This is a genomic window from Sphaerisporangium sp. NPDC005288 (assembly GCF_040607475.1).
Taxonomy (GTDB): domain Bacteria; phylum Actinomycetota; class Actinomycetes; order Streptosporangiales; family Streptosporangiaceae; genus Sphaerisporangium; species Sphaerisporangium rhizosphaerae.
In genome coordinates, this window is the sequence record NZ_JBEXGT010000029.1 from 70,012 (window position 1) to 86,998 (window position 16,987).

Genomic DNA, 16,987 nt, shown 5'->3' on the forward strand with positions numbered 1-16,987 from the left:
GTCATCCCACCTTCATCCGCCGGACCGGCGGGTCGATGAGGGCGACCTCGCCGCCCGGGCCGCCGCGGTCGGCGCCGTGGCCGTGCGCCGGCCCTGGATCGGGGTCGTCGTCGAACACCAGGCCGCCGCCGAACGACGGGCCAGGCCCGCCGCCGGGAATGGGGGTGCGGCCGGCCGCTGCGGCGTCCCCGTAGGGCTCCCACGCCGGAGCGCTCTCGACGGCGCCCTCGGCGAAGCAGCGCAGCCAGTACGGCTTGGCCTGCCGCGGGGCCGGGACGGTGAGCCGGGCCGGGACCTCCAGGTCGGTCCAGTCGTCCAGCAGGATGCCGTCGTCGGCGGACTTGGGCTGGACGTGCCCGGGCTTGAGCACCAGGGCCAGGCGGCGCAGCCGGACGGGCCGGTCGGCGGTGATCTCGACCACCAGCGAGCGCCGCCAGGCGGGCCCCTGCTGGCTGAGGTCGTAGCGGACCGGGACGCGGCCGGGCAGGTGCAGGCTGACGGCGGCGCCGCGCACCCGCTCGCCGCGCACCATGGAGGTGGGCGCGACCTCGACGGTGACCGGCTCGCCCTCGGGCACGTCCAGCCGCACCCCGCCCTGCGCCCGGTAGGCCGCCGAGTTGACGATCATGCTGCGGCCGTTCCAGCGGACCTCGACCTCCGGGACGTCCGGCGGCCAGACGAACCCGACGTACACGGTGACGCCGCGGCGCTGGGCGGTGAGCCGGGCCGGGGGAGCCAGGTTGACGTGCTCGATGTGCGCGCCGACGGTGGCCAGCTCGCCGGACACGGTGACCGCCAGCAGCACGCCCTGGCCGCCGCCGGGGCGGATCGACTGGCCGTCGCGGGTGGGCGCCGAGGGAACGGCCCGGGTCGCCGCGCGCAGCTCGGTCAGCGACAGGGTGGTGCCCATCGGCCAGGGCGGCGCCGCGTCCAGGCCGACGATCTCCAGGGCGCCGGTCGCGGGCTCCTCGTAGTGGACCAGAAAGGTGCCCGGCGCCGACGGGTCGGGCCGCAGGGTGAAGTCGGTGATCGGCCGCGGCCGTCCGAGGGGCGTCATCGTGCGCCGCACGCCCGGCGTGACCACCTCGCCGTCGGGGTCGGCGTAGACGGCGCGGACGGTGTAGCTGTAGCTGGTGCCGTTGGCGACGTCCCTATCGCGGAACCCGGTGTCGCCGGCGGGCACCGGGTGCCCGTCCCGGGTGACGATCACCCGGGTGGCCTCGGCGGGCCGCGCCCAGCGCCCGGACACCACCCCGTCGCCCGCGGTCAGCCGCAGGTCGCCCGGTTCGGGACGGACGATCACCGTGGCGGCGAGCGCCGGCATGGCGACGGCCTCGTCCCTGCGGGCGACCACCCAGTAGGCGACCGGGGTGTTGACCGGCGGCTGCTCGTCGCGAGCGGAGGGCCGCTCGGCCGTCGCCAGCAGGATGCCGTCGCGGTAGACGTCGTAGACGATGCGGCCGGCCCGTGACGGAGAGGGCTGCCAGACCAGGCTCACCCCCTCGCCCTGGACGGCGGCGCGCACGGCCCGCGCCGGGTGGGGGGCCAGCCGGGCGAGCAGTTCGGCGGCGCCGGGCAGGTCGGGGACGCGCTGGAGGGCGTCGCGCGCCGCGAGCCAGGCGTCGTCGGGGTCCAGGGCGGTGCGCGCCCGCTCTCTGAGCCGCACGGCCTGCGCGAGCCGGGCCCGCACCTCGGTGGCCAGCTCGGCGGCGTCGCCGGTGAGCGCGCCGGGCTCCAGCGCCTCGGCGAAGTCGGCCGCCGCGTGGATCTCTCCCGCGTCGACCAGCTCGCGCAGCCGCGAGGCCGCGCCGCCGCCGAGGCCGCCCTCGCCGCGGACCGCGAAGATCAGCCGGCGCGCGTCGCCGGCGGCGAGGTCGAGCTCGGTGGTCGCGTGGCGCAGCAGCGTGTCGTCGTAGGGGTGCTCGCGGACCCGTTCGCGCAGGCGGGACACGATGTCGTACAGGACCAGCGCCGCGGGGTCGGGGGAGTTGCGCAGGGCGGCCAGCACCGTGTCGGCGCCGATGGTCCACGGCCCGCGCGTGCGGGCGGCCCAGTGGCGCCCCACCTCGGCGATGGCCTCGGGCACCGAGCCGCCGCCGGCGACCGCGAAGCCGTCGAGCACCCGCATCTCGGCGCACCGGTCGCCGAACAGGAAGCGGCCCAGGTGGGGCGCGCCGAGCACGTCCAGCGCCTCGCGCACCTTGGCGAACCCGGGGTAGGGGGCCGCGTCGGGCAGCGGGTCGGGGTCGCGGACCTCGATGTCCCGCTCGGCGGCCAGCCGGACGGCCTCCTCCTGGCTGACGCCGCTGGAGCGGGCGATGGTGGCGAGCAGCGCGGGGGAGAGCATGCGCAGCCGCCCCGCGGCGTCCTCCAGCCGGCCGCCGGCGCCCGACAGCCGGCGCGCCGCCCTGCGCTCGGAGTCGCCCAGCGCCTCGCGCAGCGGAGCCAGGTCGCCCTCGGCGGCGGCGGTGAAGATGGGCGAGAACCGCGCGTGGTCGGCCTCCAGCCGGTCGGCCAGCCGCTTGTACTTCAGCATGCCCCGGGCGCGCCGCCAGCACTGCCGCACCTGCCGCACGGTCTCGGCGACCTGGGCGGCCGTCATCGCCTCGGTGAGCTGGTAGCGGACGCGCAGATCCTCCGGCGGGAGACCGCCGGCCTCGCGGGCGGGCTCCAGCACCTCCCGGGTGTAGCGCTGTTCGTCGAACGCCATGCGACCGCCCGGCTAGCTGACCTGGACGCGGGACAGGGCGGCCCGGGACTCGGCGACGTCCTCCTCGGACATGCCGCCGATCTGGATGCGCAGTTCGAGCTCCTCGCCGGTCTCGCGCTCGCGGGCGGTGACCTGCAGCAGCCCGGAGGCGTCCAGGGCGAAGGTGACCTCGATCGGCCACCCGGCCGGCTTGCCCGCGGGGATCTTCAGCACACCCTCGGCGATGACGCCGTTGTCCTCGACCTCCTCGGACTCGGCGGTGCCGGCCTGTTCCATGACCTCGATGGTGACCCCGGTCTGTCCGCTGTCGATGGTGTAGAAGTCCTGCGTGACGCCGGCGGGGAGCGCGTCGTTGGCGTGGACGAGGTGCTCGACGCTGCGGCGCCGGGTCTCCTTGTCGGTGACGATGATGCCGAAGGCGCGCGAGGCGACCGTCTTGATCGTGCGGCCGGCGATCTGCTCCTGCTGCTCGGCGCTCAGGCCCGCCCGCTCGGCGATCTCCTTGGCCTTGGCCGGCTCGCCCGAGCGCATCAGGCGGCGGTAGGTCTCCTCGAAGGCGAACAGGGCCGCGCCCTTGGCCACGGCCAGGTCGGGGTCCTGCAGGCGGGGGGTGAGCTGGAACTCCTTCTGCAGGGCCTCGGTGACCGCGGGCATCTTGGTGGAGCCGCCGACGAGCACCAGGTGGTCGTAGGCGGCGACCCCCTTGCCGGTGGCGGTCTCCATCGTGCGCCGGGTGATCTCGATGGTGCGGTCGAGCAGGTCGCGGGTGAGCTCCTCGAAGGACGCGCGGGTGAGCTCGACGGTGCTGACCCGGCCCTCGTGCATGACGCGGACGACGTGCTGGGCGCGCGTGGACAGGGTCTTCTTCAGGTCCTCGGCGTCGCGGCGGAGCTGCTGCTCGGAGTGCTTGTCCAGCAGCGGGTCGCCGGCGTCGGGGTGCTCCTCGCGGAACCGCTCGGCCAGGTGCTCGGCCAGGCGGTCGTCCCAGTCGGCGCCGCCCAGCTCGTGGTCGCCGTCGGTGCAGACGACCTCGATGTCCCCGCCCTGGATGCGCATCACGGTGGTGTCGAAGGTGCCGCCGCCGAGGTCGTACACCAGGATCGTGCGGTCCTGGTCGGGGTTGAGCACCCCGTAGGTGATGGCCGCGGCGATCGGCTCGGAGATGATGTCGATGACGTTGAGGCCGGCGATCTGCCCGGCCTTCCTGGTGGCGTCGCGCTCGGCGGCGCCGAAGTAGGCCGGGACGGTGATGACGACGTCGTCCACCGTCTCGCCGGTCGCGGTGGCGGCGTCGTCGGCGAGCTTGCGCAGGACGAAGGCGGAGATCTCCTCCGGGGTGTAGGGCCTGCCGTGCCGCACGCGCGGGGTGTCCTGCCCCATGTCGCGCTTGATGCGGCTGACGACCAGGTCGGGGTGCAGGACGGCGCTGTCCTTGGCGGTCGCCCCGACCACGACGTTGTCGGGCGACTCGAAGAACACCACCGAGGGCGTGGTGTCGGCGCCCTCCAGGTTGCGCAGCACCGTGGGACGGCCGACGTCGTCGACATAGGCGATGCACGAATACGTCGTACCGAGGTCGATCCCGTGAACAGCCATCCCCTACTCGCTCCCCTTCTCCGTGCCGCCGCCGGCGCGTTCGGCGGCGCCGTTCACCGCGTCACGCGCATTGTCGGCCTTGCCGTCTTTTCGATTGCCTCGCTGTTGCTTCGGGTCGTCCGCGCTGCCCGCTTTATCCTGTTTCTTCGCTTTTTTTGGTTCGGTCGATTTCGGCTGCGCGGCCCGGTCGTCGGCCCTCCCCACCACTACCGGCGCCTTGCGCAGCACCCGCTCGCCCATGGTGAAGGCCTCGCCCAGCACCTCCACGACCGTCCCGTCCTCCCCGGCGGCCACCGGGCTGGTGCCCGCCGGCCGGTGGAGGGCCGGGTCATAGGCGTCGCCCGCCTTGACGCCCGCGCGCTCGGCGCCCGTGCGGCCGAGCACCTCGGCGAGCTCCTCGGCGATGGCCGACAACAGCGGCCCGGCCAGCTCGGCCGACGGGACGCGCGGCCCCTGCCAGCGCGCCGCCTCGCGCGCCACCGTGTCGTGCAGGCGGTACAGGGCCGCCCTGACCGGGGTCAGGGCCTCCTGGAGCGCCCCGTGCCGCAGTTGCTGGTTCTCGGCGTGCAGGCGGTCGATCACCTGCTCCCGGTGCGCCGCCCGCTCGTGCTCGCGCCCCACGGTCTCGGCGAGGGCGGCGAGCCGGCGGGTGAGCTCCTCGACCTGGCGCGAGAGCTCCTTGGCGGCGTCGGCCTGCCCCTCGGAGGGCGCGGAGGGCGTCGTGCCGCCGGAGGCGGGCTCGCGCGGCTCTTCGGGGGGAGGCGCCATCGATCTCCTCGCGGCGGAAATAAGAATTCCTGACGTCAGTAACTGTAGGCCACCGAAGACCCCGCCCGGTAGAGATTGATCTGTCCGGTAATGAGCCTTATGTCGGACTGATCGGTCATCCCGGTCGCGGGCCTTTCGGAGGCGGGACCTGCACCGTATATACATCCTTCACGGCTCGGCGCAGGGAATTCTCGGTTGGATATGGCTTAGATCCCATAAGTCCCATTAGTTACACGCATTGCGCGCCGGGCGATGTCAGATGGGATCGCCGCCGCCTCTCGTCCCGGCGGGCGAATCCGCCCGGTGCGGGTCCGCGTCCCTCCTGTGTTCCACCGGCGGGGGCGCTGATCCGGACACTCATAATTGAGGGATGACAAACCGGATCCTGATCGTCGAGCACGAGGCCGAGGCGGGCCTCGGCCTGTTCGCCGGGTGGCTGGCCGGCGCGGGCCTGGCCTGCGAGGTCGTGCGGCCGTACCTGGGCGAGGAGATCCCCTCCCTCGACGCCGGGTCGGGAGTGACCGGTCTCGTCGTGCTCGGCGGCGCGCCGTCGGCCTGGGACGACGAGGGGACGCCATGGCTGCCGGCCACCCGCGAGCTGATCAGACGGGCGGTCGAGGCGTCGCTGCCCACCCTCGGCATCTGCCTGGGCGCCCAGCTCATGGCGCTGGCCTGCGGCGGAGAGGTCCGTCCGGGGGAGGCGGGGCTGGAGGTCGGGCTGGGCGAGGTGTCCCTGCTGCCGGCCGCCGCCGACGACCCGCTGTTCGCCGGGATGCCGCTCACCGCGCGGGCCGTGCAGTACCACCAGGACGCCGTCACCGTCCTGCCCCCCGGCGCCGTCCCGCTGGCCACGGGCGCCGCCTACCCCAACCAGGCCTTCCGCCTCGGTGAGCGGGCCTGGGCCGTGCAATTCCACCCCGAGGCGTCGCCGGAGATCTTCCGGTCGTGGACCGGGCCGAACCTCGCCGAGCTGGCCGCGGCCGGACACGACGCCGCCCGGCTCTGCGCCGAGGTGGACGCCGCCGATCCGGAGCTGCGGCGGACCTGGCGCCCCCTCGCCGAAGCCTTCGCCGCCGTCGCGCGGAAGGGGCGGGAGCCCGGCGACCTGCCCGGCACCCATGTCCATTCCCGGTGACCGGACGATTACGTAGCGAAACCACTAACGACGAATCGGTGAGGAAGCGGCTACGTTGAGCATGTGACCGCCGAGTCCCGTATGCAGACGACAGCAGGGCGTCTCGCCCGGCTGGGCTTCGCCGACGGAGCCCAGGCCGAGCGGCTTCTCGACGACCTCGGACCCGAGGCCGTGGGCGATCTTGACCTGCTCGCGGCCCTGGTCGGCGCGGCCGACCCCGACCTCGCCCTCATCTCGCTCAACCGCCTCGCCGAGCGCGACCCGAGCGTCCTCGGCGCGTTGCGCGCCGACCCGGGCCTGCGATCGCGGCTGCTCGGCGTCTTCGGGCTGTCGGCCGCGCTCGGAGACCACGTCGTGCGCCATCCCGAGCACTGGAAGCTCCTGTCCGGCGACGAGGCCGTCCAGCGCACGCCCCGGCACGCGATGCGCTCAGAGCTGCTGGCGGCCGTCGGCGCCGACCCGGACGACCCCGAGCCGTGCGCCGCGCACGGCGGCGCCGAGGCCACGTCGGCCACGTCGGCCATGTCCGCCCTGCGCGTCGCCTACCGCGGCAGGCTGCTGCACCTGGCCGCCCGCGACATCACCGGCGCCGCCTCGCTGTCGGAGATCACCTCCGAGCTGTCCGACCTGGCCTCCGGCGCCCTGGAGGCCGGGCTCGCCATCGCCAGGGCCGAGGTCCCCGAGAGCGCCGACGTCCGCCTCGCGGTGATCGGAATGGGCAAGTGCGGCGCCCGCGAGCTGAACTACATCAGCGACGTGGACGTCGTGTTCGTCGCCGAGCCCCGCGACGGCGTCGACGAGACCAAGGCGCTCCAGACCGCCACCCGGCTGGCGCAGGGCATGATGCGCGCGTGCTCCACCAGCACCCCCGAGGGCTCCTTGTGGGAGGTGGACGCCGCGCTGCGGCCCGAGGGCAAGGCCGGGCCGCTGGTCCGCACGCTCACCAGCCACCTGACCTACTACCGCCGGTGGGCCAAGACCTGGGAGTTCCAGGCGCTGCTCAAGGCGCGGCCGGTCGCCGGCGATCTCGAACTCGGCGGCGAGTACGTCGCCGCGGTCAACGAGCTGGTCTGGCAGTCCGCCGCCCGCGAGAACTTCGTCGAGGACGTCCAGGCCATGCGCCGCAGGGTCGAGGCCCACGTCCGCGCCGGCGAGGCCGACCGGCAGATCAAGCTCGGCCCCGGCGGCCTGCGCGACATCGAGTTCGCCGTCCAGCTCCTCCAACTCGTGCACGGCCGCACCGACGGGCTGCTGCGCCGCCGCGCCACCCTGCCCGCCCTGGCCGCCCTCTCGCGGGGCGGCTACGTCGGCAGGGACGACGCCAAGGCCCTGGCCGAGGCCTACACCTTCCTGCGGCAGATCGAGCACCTGCTGCAGCTGCACCGCCTGCGCCGCACGCACGTCGTGCCGGAGAACGTCACCGACCTGCGCCGCATCGGCCGCGGCCTCGGCATGGTCGTCGACCCGGTGGGGGAGTTCACCACCCGCTGGAAGCGCCACGCCAGGGAGGCGCGGCGCCTGCACGAGAAGCTCTTCTACCGGCCGCTGCTGCAGGCCGTCGCCCGGCTGCCCGGAGAGGAGGCCCGCCTGTCGGCGGCGGCCGCCTCGGCCCGGCTGTCCGCGCTCGGCTACGCCGACCCCGACGGAGCTTTGAGGCACATCGCCGCCCTCACCAGCGGCGTCTCCCGCCGGGCGGCGATCCAGCGCACGCTGCTGCCGGTCATGCTCGGCTGGTTCGCCGACGCGCCCGACCCCGACGCCGGGCTGCTCGGCTTTCGCCAGATCAGCGACAAGCTCGGCACCACCCCCTGGTACCTGCGCCTGCTGCGCGACGAGACCGCGGTCGCCGAGCGCCTGGCCCGCCTGCTGGGCACCAGCCGCTACGCCACCGGCCTGCTGCTGCACTCGCCGGACGCCGTCGCCATGCTCGGCTCGGACGGCGAGCTGACGCCTCGCCCCAAGCAGGCCATCGCCGGCGAGGCCGCCGCCTCGGTGCGGCGCCACTCCCAGGACGCCGAGAGCGCCGTGGTGTCGGTCCGCGCGCTGCGCCGCCGCGAGCTGCTGCGCACGGCGGTCGCCGGGCTGGTCGGCCGCATCGACATCGAGGAGGTCGGCCAGGCCCTGTCCGAGCTCAACGACGTCACCATCCAGGCCGCCCTGGACTCCGCCGTCCACAAGGTCACCCTCGAACGGCGCGGCGAGTTCCCCACGCGCTTCGCGGTGATCGCGATGGGCCGGCTCGGCGGCTACGAATGCTCCTACGGCAGCGACGCCGACGTGATGTTCGTCCACTCGCCGCTGGAGGGCGCCGACGACAAGGCCGCCGCCGACGCCGCGCACGCGGTCGCCAACGAGCTGCGCCGCCTGCTCGCCCGTCCCGCGCCCGACCCGCCGCTGCTGATCGACCCCGACCTGCGCCCGGAGGGCCGCCAGGGCCCCCTCGTGCGCACCCTGTCCTCCTACGCCGCCTACTACCGGCGCTGGTCCTCGCCGTGGGAGTCCCAGGCGCTGCTGCGCGCCCGGTTCTCGGCCGGAGACCCGCACCTGGGTGAGGCGTTCATGGAGCTGGTCGAACCGCTTCGCTACCCGCCCGACGGCATCGGCGAGGCGGCCATGCGCGAGATCCGCCGGCTGAAGGCCCGCATGGAGGCCGAGCGGCTGCCCCGCGGGGCCGACCCGCTGCTGCACACCAAGCTCGGCAGGGGCGGGCTGTCGGACGTCGAGTGGCTCGCCCAGCTCATCCAGCTCCGCCACGCCTGCGAGATCCCCGAGCTGCGCACCACCCGCACGCTGGAGGCCCTGCGCGCGGCCGTCGGAGCCGGGCTGCTGGCCTCCACCGACGAGGAGGTCCTGGCCGAGGCCTGGCGCTTCGCCTCCCAGATCCGCGACGCCATCATGCTGGTGCGCGGCCGGGCCGGCGACAGCATCCCGGTCGACGTGCGCGAGCGCATGCTGATCTCCCGCGCTCTCGGCTATCCGCCCGACGGTTCGGAGGACTTCGTCGAGGACTACCTGCGGACCACCCGCCGGGCGCGGGTGGTCACCGAGCGCGTCTTCTACGGCGGCGCCTGACCCGCCGCGTTCCGCTCTCTTCCGCTCCCTTCCGCCGCGTTCCGTTCTCTTCCGCCGGCGACGCCTCCCTCGGCGGTCGGCCGCGTGTCGCGACCGAGGCGCGGCGTCGTCCCGGCGCGGCGTGGGCGAAGGTCCCCGCGCCCCATGACCTCAATGAGTACCTTTGTTGACGTTCCGTTGACCTACCGCTTCGTGGAGGAACGGTCATGCCCCCCTCGGACTTCCGCGCCGCCCCGCAGGGCCCGGCCGGTGATGCCCGGTGAACTCCGTCTACATCGACCTCGCCATCGGCCTGGTCCTGGCGTTTTTGATGTTCTCCCTCCTGCTCAGCGGCGTGAACGAGGGCCTGGTGCGCCTGCTCGGCATCCGCAGCAAGTTCCTGTGGGCCTACCTCAGGGACACCCTCGACGGGCACAAGGGCAGGAAGTCCATCCCGAGCACCATCGCCGAGGTGTTCGCGAGCCTGCCGTTCCGCCGGGACGAGCGCCCCGCGTTCAGCGCCCAGCCCCCGCCGGTGCGGAACTCGGCGACGAGCTGGACCGGTCTGCTCTACGAGCGGCTGCGCGAGATCGACCACGGCAAGGACGGCAGGACCAGCATCGCCTCCATCCCGCCCGGCCGCTTCGCCATGGCGATGATGGAGATCGTCACCGGCGAGGGCGGCGTGCCGGCCATGCTGACCAAGCTGGAGCAGAGCGGCAGCCCGCTGTACCGGCCGCTCAAGGGCGCCTGGGACACCGCGCACGGCGACCTGGACGCCTTCCGCAAGGCCGTCGAAGAGTGGTTCGACGGCGAGATGTCGCGGCTCACCATGCTCTACCGCCGCTACGTGCGCTGGGTGATCGCCGCGCTCGGCCTGGTGCTGACGCTGGTGTTCAGCATGGACGCCCTGGAGTACGGCAGGGCCATCCTCACCGACAACGCCATCAGGGCGCAGGTCGCGACCACGGCCGACGGGGGAGCCCGGTCGCTGGAGTCCCTGCGCGACAAGTGCCCCGAGCACCCCGCCGACCCCTATGGCTGCGTGACCGAGGTGCTGTCGGCCCCCGCGTTCGTGCAGATGGTCAGCCACGCGCCGGTGTCGGTGCGCATCCCCGAGGGCGGCAGCCCCCAGTGGTCCTGGAAGGGCGGCGACTGGTTGCACCGGCTGATCAGCCCAGGGCACTGGCCGGGATTCCTCATCACCTTCTTCGCCCTGCTGTTCGGGGCCCCGTTCTGGTGGGACATCCTGCGCCGGCTCACCGGCATCCGCGTGCGGGCGGGGGAGACGTCCGGAAAGTAGGCGCGGCACCGGCGAACGCCGGCCCGAATGCCGCCCCGAATGCCGTCGTGCACGGCGAATGCCGTCACTGTAGGTGTTCGACGTGCTGCGTTACGTGTTGAGAGCGCGGGACGGGGGGTAGGAGAGCCATATCTCATTCCGCGCGCTGGTTGGGGGGACCATGGGGCGGTTCCGGGCAGGTCATATCGGGGTGCTGTCGCTCGGCGTCTTGGCGCTGGCCGCGTGCGGCCACGGCGACACCAAGGTCGCCGCGCAGCCGGCCGCGCCGCACAAGCAGGCCGGGCCGGCCGCCGCGCAGGAGGCGCGCAAGGCCGCCGTGGCCATCGCGGCCAAGGTCAAGGCGAACGAGCTGGGCCAGATCCCGGTGATCATGTATCACCGCGTGGTGGCCAAGCCGACCGTCACCGACGACCGCACCCCCGCGCAGTTCCGCGCGGAGCTCGAACGCCTCGCCAAGGACAGCTACGTCCCGATCACGGCCAGGGAGTACACCACCGGCAAGATCGCCATCCCGGCGGGCCGCCACCCGGTCGTGCTGACCTTCGACGACTCCTCGCCCTCGCAGCTCACGCTGGACGGCATGGGCAAGCCCAAGGCGGACACCGCGGTGGCCATCCTGCAGGACGTGGCCGCCAAGCATCCGGGGTTCCGGCCGGTGGCCACCTTCTACGTCATCAGGGACATGTTCGGCACCTTCGGGCCCGAGGCCCAGGCGCAGACGCTCGGCTGGCTGCGGGACAACGGCTTCGACATCGGCAACCACACGCGCGACCACATGAACCTGCGCGGCAAGTCCAAGGAGCAGGTCACCGACCAGATCGCCGCGGGCCAGAAGCTGATCACCTCGTTGATCAAGGACGTGCCCGTCACGCTCGCCCTGCCCTACGGCAACCAGCCCAGCACCAAAGACTGGGCCATGCGGGGCGAGGCCGGTGGCGTGAAGTACAACTACTCGGGGGTCTTCCTCGCCGGGTACACCCCCGGCGCCTCGCCGTTCAGCAAGGACTTCGACCCGCTCGGCATCCCGCGCATCCGGGCCATGGACAAGGTCGGCGACTGCGCCCGGTTCTGCTCCACGGCCTGGCTCGACTGGCTCAACGCCCATCCCGAGGACCGCTACACCTCCGACGGGGACATCAGGACCGTGGCCTTCCCCAAGTTCAAGGCGCCGTACGTCGCGAGCCGCTTCGCCGGGTACACGCTGCCGTACTGACCGGCTAGTGCAGGTCCAGGGCCATCAGCACGACGAGCCCGATCAGGTGGGCGAACACCACGAACACGATCAGGAAGACGAAGACGAACTTCGCGGGCCCGTGCTCGAAGTGCTGCCCCTCCTTGAGCGGGGGCAGCTGGGCGCGGCGCTCGGCGATGCGCTCTTCGAGGGGCTTGCGACCGAACAATGGACTCCCTTTCCTCACCCGGGCAGCCATCGCTCGCGTGTGCCCGTCACCATGTCAACGTCATGAACCCCGGGAGGCTTCCTCGGCGCGGACGCCACCGGGCTGAACGGACACGATACGAGGGTATAGCGCCCCCTCCCCGCCCCCTCGCCCGGGAACCGTCAGGGGCGCGGGGCGGTGACCAGGGCGGCGTGGGGCGGTGACCAGGGCGGCTGGACGGGGCCGGTGAACGCGACATATCGTGATATTGAGCACGTCGCACGGTATGACGTTCATGAGCCTTCGTTCACGGGAGGAATCTTCCATGTCGCACACCCCCAAGAGCACAGGGAGCGCGCTGCGGGAGCTGCTGCGGGCCGTGGCCGGGCTGACCTCGGGGCTGTCCTCGGGCGTCATCGGCAAGCCCACGGCGCCGGGCCCGGTGGTCGACATCCGCGACGGCAAGGGCCACGACCCCCGGCGCCGCCGCTAGAGACCGGGGCGGGGCCGCTCGATTCAGGTGCGCGCGGCGCCGATCGGCGACAGCTCGCGGAGCCTGTCCTCGGTCGGGCTGCCGGGCCGGGCGGTGAAGACCTGCAGGAACTGTGACCGGTCGGGGTCGGCCAGCGTCTGGCAGTGCAGCTCCAGCAGGCCGAGCCGCGGGTGCCGGACGCGCTTGGCCGGACAGGCGGGGCCCAGCACGGGATGCTCGCGCCACACCGCGGCGAACGCCGGGCTCTCCTCCAGCAGCGCCTCGACGATCGCGGCCGCCCGCGACCCCCTGCCGTCGCGCGTGTAGGCATCGTGCAGACCGGCCGCGAAGAGGCGGTCATGCAGCGGATGGTCGTCCTCGGGGTGGATCAGCCGCTCGGCGGGGTCGGTGAACCAGCGGTAGTGCAGGCTGCGCGCCAGCCCGGTGTGGCGGGTCTGGTCGCCCATCAGCGCGACCGCGGGCGGAGTCTGCCTGAGCGTCTCCCCGAGATGGGTGACCACCTGGGCGGGGGTGTCCTCCAGCCGGTCCAGAATGCGCGCCATGCCGGGTGAGATCTGGTCGCCGCGCGGGACCCGCGGCGGCGTGGCGTGCCCGGCCAGGCGGAACAGGTGGTCGCGCTCCTCGGCGGACAGGCGCAGGCCACGGGACAGCGCGGCGAGCATCTGCTCCGACGGCATCGGGCCGCGCCGCTGCTCGATGCGGCTGTAGTAGTCGGTGGACATGCCGGACAGCGCGGCGACCTCCTCGCGGCGGAGCCCGCCGGTGCGGCGTCGCGCTCCGCGCGGCAGGCCGACGTCCTCGGGCTGCAGCGACTCCCGCCGCGTGCGCAGGAATTCGGCCAGTCGGACCCGGTCCATGGACGAGAACACCCCCTCGACCCCCACCGGGCGCGGGCGCCCCCGGCGCCGCCGTCCCACGCCTCGGATCAGGGCTGTCTGCAGCGTACCCGCCGCCGGCCGAGCCCCCGCCACCTCCCGCCAGGCCGATGACGTCCCCTTCTGTGACCGGCAGCACTGATACTTGACCGTGCGTTCCAGATAGTCGTAGCCTGCTCCCATGGCTCGAGTCAGGGAGTTCGACACCGAGGCCGCGCTGGAGGCGGCCATGTCCGCCTTCCGCCGCAGGGGGTACGAGGGGACTTCGGTGCAGGACCTGGTCGACGCCACAGGAGTCGGGCGGGGGTCGTTGTACGCGGCGTTCGGCAGCAAGGAGGGTCTGTACCTGGCGGTCATGGATCGTTATCGGGAGCGGTACGCGGTCCCGCTGGTCGAACTTCTCGGCAGCGGCGCGCCCGCCCGGGACCTGATCCGTGCGGTGCTGGTCGGCGTGGTGGACGAGATCGTCCACGACGGCGAACGGTTGTCCTGTCTCATCGTGAGCGCGACGACGGAGCGGTTGCCGCATGACCCTGATGTCGCCAAGCGCGTGCGGGCGACGACCGCGTCACTGGAGGACGCGCTGACCGAGGTGATCCGCCAAGCCCAGGCGAGCGGGCAGGTGGCCAGCGCTCGGGATGCGAGGGACCTGGCGGGATTCCTGCTGGCGACCGTCCACGGCCTGCGGGTCATGGGCGCGATCACCGCCGATCGCGGGTCACTGATGCGCATCGTGGAGGTGGCCATGGGCTGCCTCGACTGAGTTCTCCCTGCCCTCAAAATGTAACGAGCATTCAAGAATTGGCCCGTGCGCGGCTCACGCGTCACATCACCCGGACCGCACCCGCGGCCGGCTCCACCAGGGGGAAAGCACATGAACAAGATCGGTGTCGGGATCATCGGGGCGAGCTCGCGAGGATGGGCGGCCATCAGCCACGTCCCCGCGCTCAAGGCCCTTTCCGACTACTACGACCTGCGCGCGATCAGCACCACGCGGCAGGAGTCCGCCGAGCTCGCCGCGAAGGAGTTCGACGTCCCGGCGGCGTACGACGACCACAGGGACCTGATCGCGGATCCCGGTGTCGACCTGGTGGTGGTGGCGGTGAAAGTCACCCACCACCATGCGCTCGTCTCGGCGGCGCTGGAGGCCGGGAAGATGGTCTACAGCGAATGGCCGCTGGGCGTGGATCTCCGTGAGGCGGCCGATCTGGCCCAGCGCGCCCGGGCCGCGGGCGTGCGCACCGTGATCGGACTGCAGGCCCGATTCTCCCCGGTGGTCCGTCATGTCCGCGACCTCATCGCGGACGGCTACGTCGGCCGGGTGCTCGGCACGACGCTGACCGGGTCCGGGGTCTCCTGGGGACCCGAGACCGACCGCGCCCACGCCTACATCTTCGACGCGGCCAACGGAGCGACGCTCCTGACCGCGGCGGGAGTGCACGCCCTCGAGGCGGTGAACCACGCGCTGGGGGACCTCGCCGGCGTCTCGGCCAACCTCGTCGTCGGCCGCGAGGAGGTGCGGGTGGTGGACGAGGGGACGACGATCCCGGTGACGACGGCCGACCAGCTGTCCGTCATCGGGACGCTGGACAACGGCGCGGCCCTGTCCTTGTTCTACCGCGGCGGCTTCTCGCGCGGCGACAACCTGCGGTGGGAGATCAACGGCACCGAAGGCGACCTCGTCCTCACCGCGCCCGGAGTCAACGGGAACCTGCAGGTGGCCGATCTGAAGCTGGAAGGCGGCCGAGGCGCCGACACCGCGGTCGCCGAGATCACCGTTCCTGACCACTACTTCGGCCCGGTCCCGCGCGCCCTGGCCGCGCTTCCGCAGAACGTGGCACAGACCTACGCGTTCCTGGCGAAGGACGTGCGGGACGGCACCGAGACCGTCCCCGGCTTCGATCACGCCCTTTCACGGCACCGGCTCGTCGAAGCGATCGAGCGGGCATCCCGCACCGGATCCGTCCAAGTTCCGGCAGATTCGGCCGCTTGACCGCGCGAAAGGCCGAAGGTGAGAAACGGAAAGCCCGTGGCGAGGTGCATGACCTTGCCACGGGCTTCCGATTCGACGACCTGCGGGACCACCTCGCGGCAGCACCGGCCGGAGACCGCGCGACGAACACGTGCGTCGCCGCGCGGTCGCCGGTCACACGTCGTAGTACAGCTCGAACTCGTGCGGGTGCGGGCGCAGACGGATCGGGTCGATCTCGTTCTCGCGCTTGTAGGCGATCCACGTCTCGATGAGGTCGGGCGTGAACACGCCGCCCTCGAGCAGGAACTCGTGGTCGGCCTCCAGCGCGGCCAGAACCTCCTGCAGCGAACCGGGGACCTGCGGGACCTGGCCGGCCTCCTCCGGAGGAAGCTCGTAGAGGTCCTTGTCGACCGGCGCCGGCGGCTCGATCTTGTTGCGGATGCCGTCGAGGCCCGCCATGAGCTGCGCGGCGAAGGCGAAGTACGGGTTGCACGACGGGTCCGGGACGCGGAACTCGATGCGCTTGGCCTTCGGGTTGGACCCGGTGATCGGGATGCGGATGCACGCCGAGCGGTTGCGCTGGGAGTACACCAGGTTGACCGGAGCCTCGTAGCCCGGCACCAGGCGGTGGTAGGAGTTCACCGTCGGGTTGGTGAAGGCCAGCAGCGCCGGCGCGTGCTTGAGCAGGCCGCCGATGTAGTAGCGCGCGGTGTCCGACAGGCCCGCGTAGCCGACCTCGTCGTAGAAGAGCGGCTCGCCGTCCTTCCAGAGCGACTGGTGGCAGTGCATGCCCGAGCCGTTGTCCCCGAAGATCGGCTTGGGCATGAAGGTGACCGTGTGGCCGAACTCCACCGCGGTGCTCTTGATGATGTACTTGTACAGCATCAGGTTGTCGGCGGTCTTGAGCAGCGTGCCGAACCTGAAGTCGATCTCGGCCTGGCCGGCGGTGCCCACCTCGTGGTGCTGCATCTCGGTCTCGATGCCCGCCTCGATCAGGCGGCGGACCATCTCGGAGCGCAGGTCGGTGAAGTGGTCCATCGGCGGCACCGGGAAGTAGCCGCCCTTGTAGCGCGGCTTGTACCCGAGGTTGCCGCCCTCCTGGGCCTTGCCGGTGTTCCAGGCGCCCTCGATGGAGTCGATGTGGTAGTAGCTCTCGCTCGCGCTGCTGGAGAACCGCACATCGTCGAAGATGTAGAACTCGGCCTCAGGGCCGAAGTAGACCGTGTCGGCGATGCCGGTGCCCTTGAGGTACTCCTCGGCCTTGCGGGCGACGTTGCGCGGGTCGCGGCTGTAGGCCTCGCCGGTCAGCGGGTCGTGGACGAAAAAGTTGATGTTGAGCGTCTTGTGCTGACGGAACGGGTCCAGGACGGCCGTCGACGGATCGGGCAGCAGGAGCATGTCCGACTCGTGAATGGCCTGGAACCCGCGGATCGACGAGCCGTCGAACATGAGGCCGTCGGTGAAGACGCTGGCGCCGAAGTTCTCCACAGGGAAGGTGAAGTGGTGCGTCGTGCCCGGCAGGTCGGTGAACCTGACATCGACGAACTGCACCCCTTCGTCCCTGATGAACTTCAGGACGTCGTCGGCGGAGCTGAACATCCAACCTCCCAGGGGCACGGGCTTTCAGACTTGAACGTAGGCCTGTGCCGTTTCCACCCCATGTCTCGTTTGTTTCACGGATGTTAAGCAGACGGGGGGTATGCCG

13 protein-coding genes are annotated in these 16,987 nt (G+C 72.3%); 7 read left to right on the forward strand and 6 right to left on the reverse strand.

Going from position 1 to position 16,987, the window contains the following annotated elements:
• Position 1: 1 nt before the first annotated feature.
• Genes ABZU32_RS25660 through grpE form a run of 3 tightly spaced genes read right to left on the reverse strand, consistent with a single transcriptional unit; the run spans position 2 to position 5,074 of the window.
• A complete protein-coding gene (locus ABZU32_RS25660) occupies positions 2-2,710 on the reverse strand; it encodes a hypothetical protein (RefSeq protein ID WP_354925887.1) in 2,709 nt (902 codons plus the stop codon).
• A 12-nt stretch (positions 2,711-2,722) separates the two neighbouring features.
• A complete protein-coding gene (locus ABZU32_RS25665) occupies positions 2,723-4,306 on the reverse strand; it encodes an Hsp70 family protein (protein ID WP_354843608.1) in 1,584 nt (527 codons plus the stop codon).
• A 3-nt stretch (positions 4,307-4,309) separates the two neighbouring features.
• On the reverse strand, positions 4,310-5,074 hold the full coding sequence (gene grpE / locus ABZU32_RS25670) for a nucleotide exchange factor GrpE (RefSeq protein WP_354925890.1): 765 nt from the start codon (positions 5,072-5,074) through the stop codon (positions 4,310-4,312).
• Between the two features lie 370 nt (positions 5,075-5,444).
• On the opposite strand from grpE, the gene ABZU32_RS25675 reads away from it, so the two are divergent.
• The 4 genes from ABZU32_RS25675 (at position 5,445) to ABZU32_RS25690 (ending at position 11,776) form a co-directional block, all read left to right on the forward strand.
• Positions 5,445-6,209: a type 1 glutamine amidotransferase gene (locus ABZU32_RS25675; RefSeq protein WP_354925893.1), complete on the forward strand. Its 765-nt coding sequence runs from the start codon at positions 5,445-5,447 to the stop codon at positions 6,207-6,209.
• Between the two features lie 81 nt (positions 6,210-6,290).
• Entirely contained in the window at positions 6,291-9,281 is a 2,991-nt protein-coding gene (locus ABZU32_RS25680) for a bifunctional [glutamine synthetase] adenylyltransferase/[glutamine synthetase]-adenylyl-L-tyrosine phosphorylase (RefSeq protein WP_354925949.1), read from the forward strand.
• A gap of 259 nt (positions 9,282-9,540) precedes the next feature.
• Positions 9,541-10,563, forward strand: coding sequence for a hypothetical protein (locus tag ABZU32_RS25685; protein ID WP_354925896.1), 1,023 nt, complete (start codon positions 9,541-9,543; stop codon positions 10,561-10,563).
• Between the two features lie 160 nt (positions 10,564-10,723).
• Positions 10,724-11,776, forward strand: a complete 1,053-nt coding sequence (locus ABZU32_RS25690) for a polysaccharide deacetylase family protein (RefSeq protein WP_354925899.1) — start codon at positions 10,724-10,726, stop codon at positions 11,774-11,776.
• Positions 11,777-11,780: 4 nt separating this feature from the next.
• Here ABZU32_RS25690 and ABZU32_RS25695 read toward each other — a convergent pair whose 3' ends face one another.
• Complete coding sequence (locus ABZU32_RS25695) at positions 11,781-11,963, reverse strand: hypothetical protein (RefSeq protein ID WP_354843592.1); 183 nt, start codon at positions 11,961-11,963, stop codon at positions 11,781-11,783.
• A 304-nt stretch (positions 11,964-12,267) separates the two neighbouring features.
• Between ABZU32_RS25695 and ABZU32_RS25700 the strand changes: the two genes are divergently transcribed.
• Complete coding sequence (locus ABZU32_RS25700; RefSeq protein WP_354843589.1) at positions 12,268-12,435, forward strand: hypothetical protein; 168 nt, start codon at positions 12,268-12,270, stop codon at positions 12,433-12,435.
• A 23-nt stretch (positions 12,436-12,458) separates the two neighbouring features.
• Here ABZU32_RS25700 and ABZU32_RS25705 read toward each other — a convergent pair whose 3' ends face one another.
• Positions 12,459-13,292 carry a helix-turn-helix transcriptional regulator gene (locus tag ABZU32_RS25705; protein WP_354925902.1) on the reverse strand — a complete coding sequence of 278 codons (834 nt, stop codon included), beginning with the start codon at positions 13,290-13,292 and terminating at the stop codon, positions 12,459-12,461.
• Positions 13,293-13,491: 199 nt separating this feature from the next.
• Here ABZU32_RS25705 and ABZU32_RS25710 point away from each other — a divergent pair, with 199 nt between their 5' ends.
• Together ABZU32_RS25710 and ABZU32_RS25715 are read left to right on the forward strand one after the other, a co-directional pair.
• A complete protein-coding gene (locus ABZU32_RS25710) occupies positions 13,492-14,073 on the forward strand; it encodes a TetR/AcrR family transcriptional regulator (protein ID WP_354925905.1) in 582 nt (193 codons plus the stop codon).
• Between the two features lie 111 nt (positions 14,074-14,184).
• Positions 14,185-15,303 carry a Gfo/Idh/MocA family oxidoreductase gene (locus ABZU32_RS25715; RefSeq protein WP_354925908.1) on the forward strand — a complete coding sequence of 373 codons (1,119 nt, stop codon included), beginning with the start codon at positions 14,185-14,187 and terminating at the stop codon, positions 15,301-15,303.
• A 153-nt stretch (positions 15,304-15,456) separates the two neighbouring features.
• On the opposite strand, the gene glnA is transcribed toward ABZU32_RS25715, so the two are convergent.
• Entirely contained in the window at positions 15,457-16,881 is a 1,425-nt protein-coding gene (gene glnA, locus ABZU32_RS25720; protein ID WP_354843578.1) for a type I glutamate--ammonia ligase, read from the reverse strand.
• Positions 16,882-16,987 lie beyond the last annotated feature (106 nt).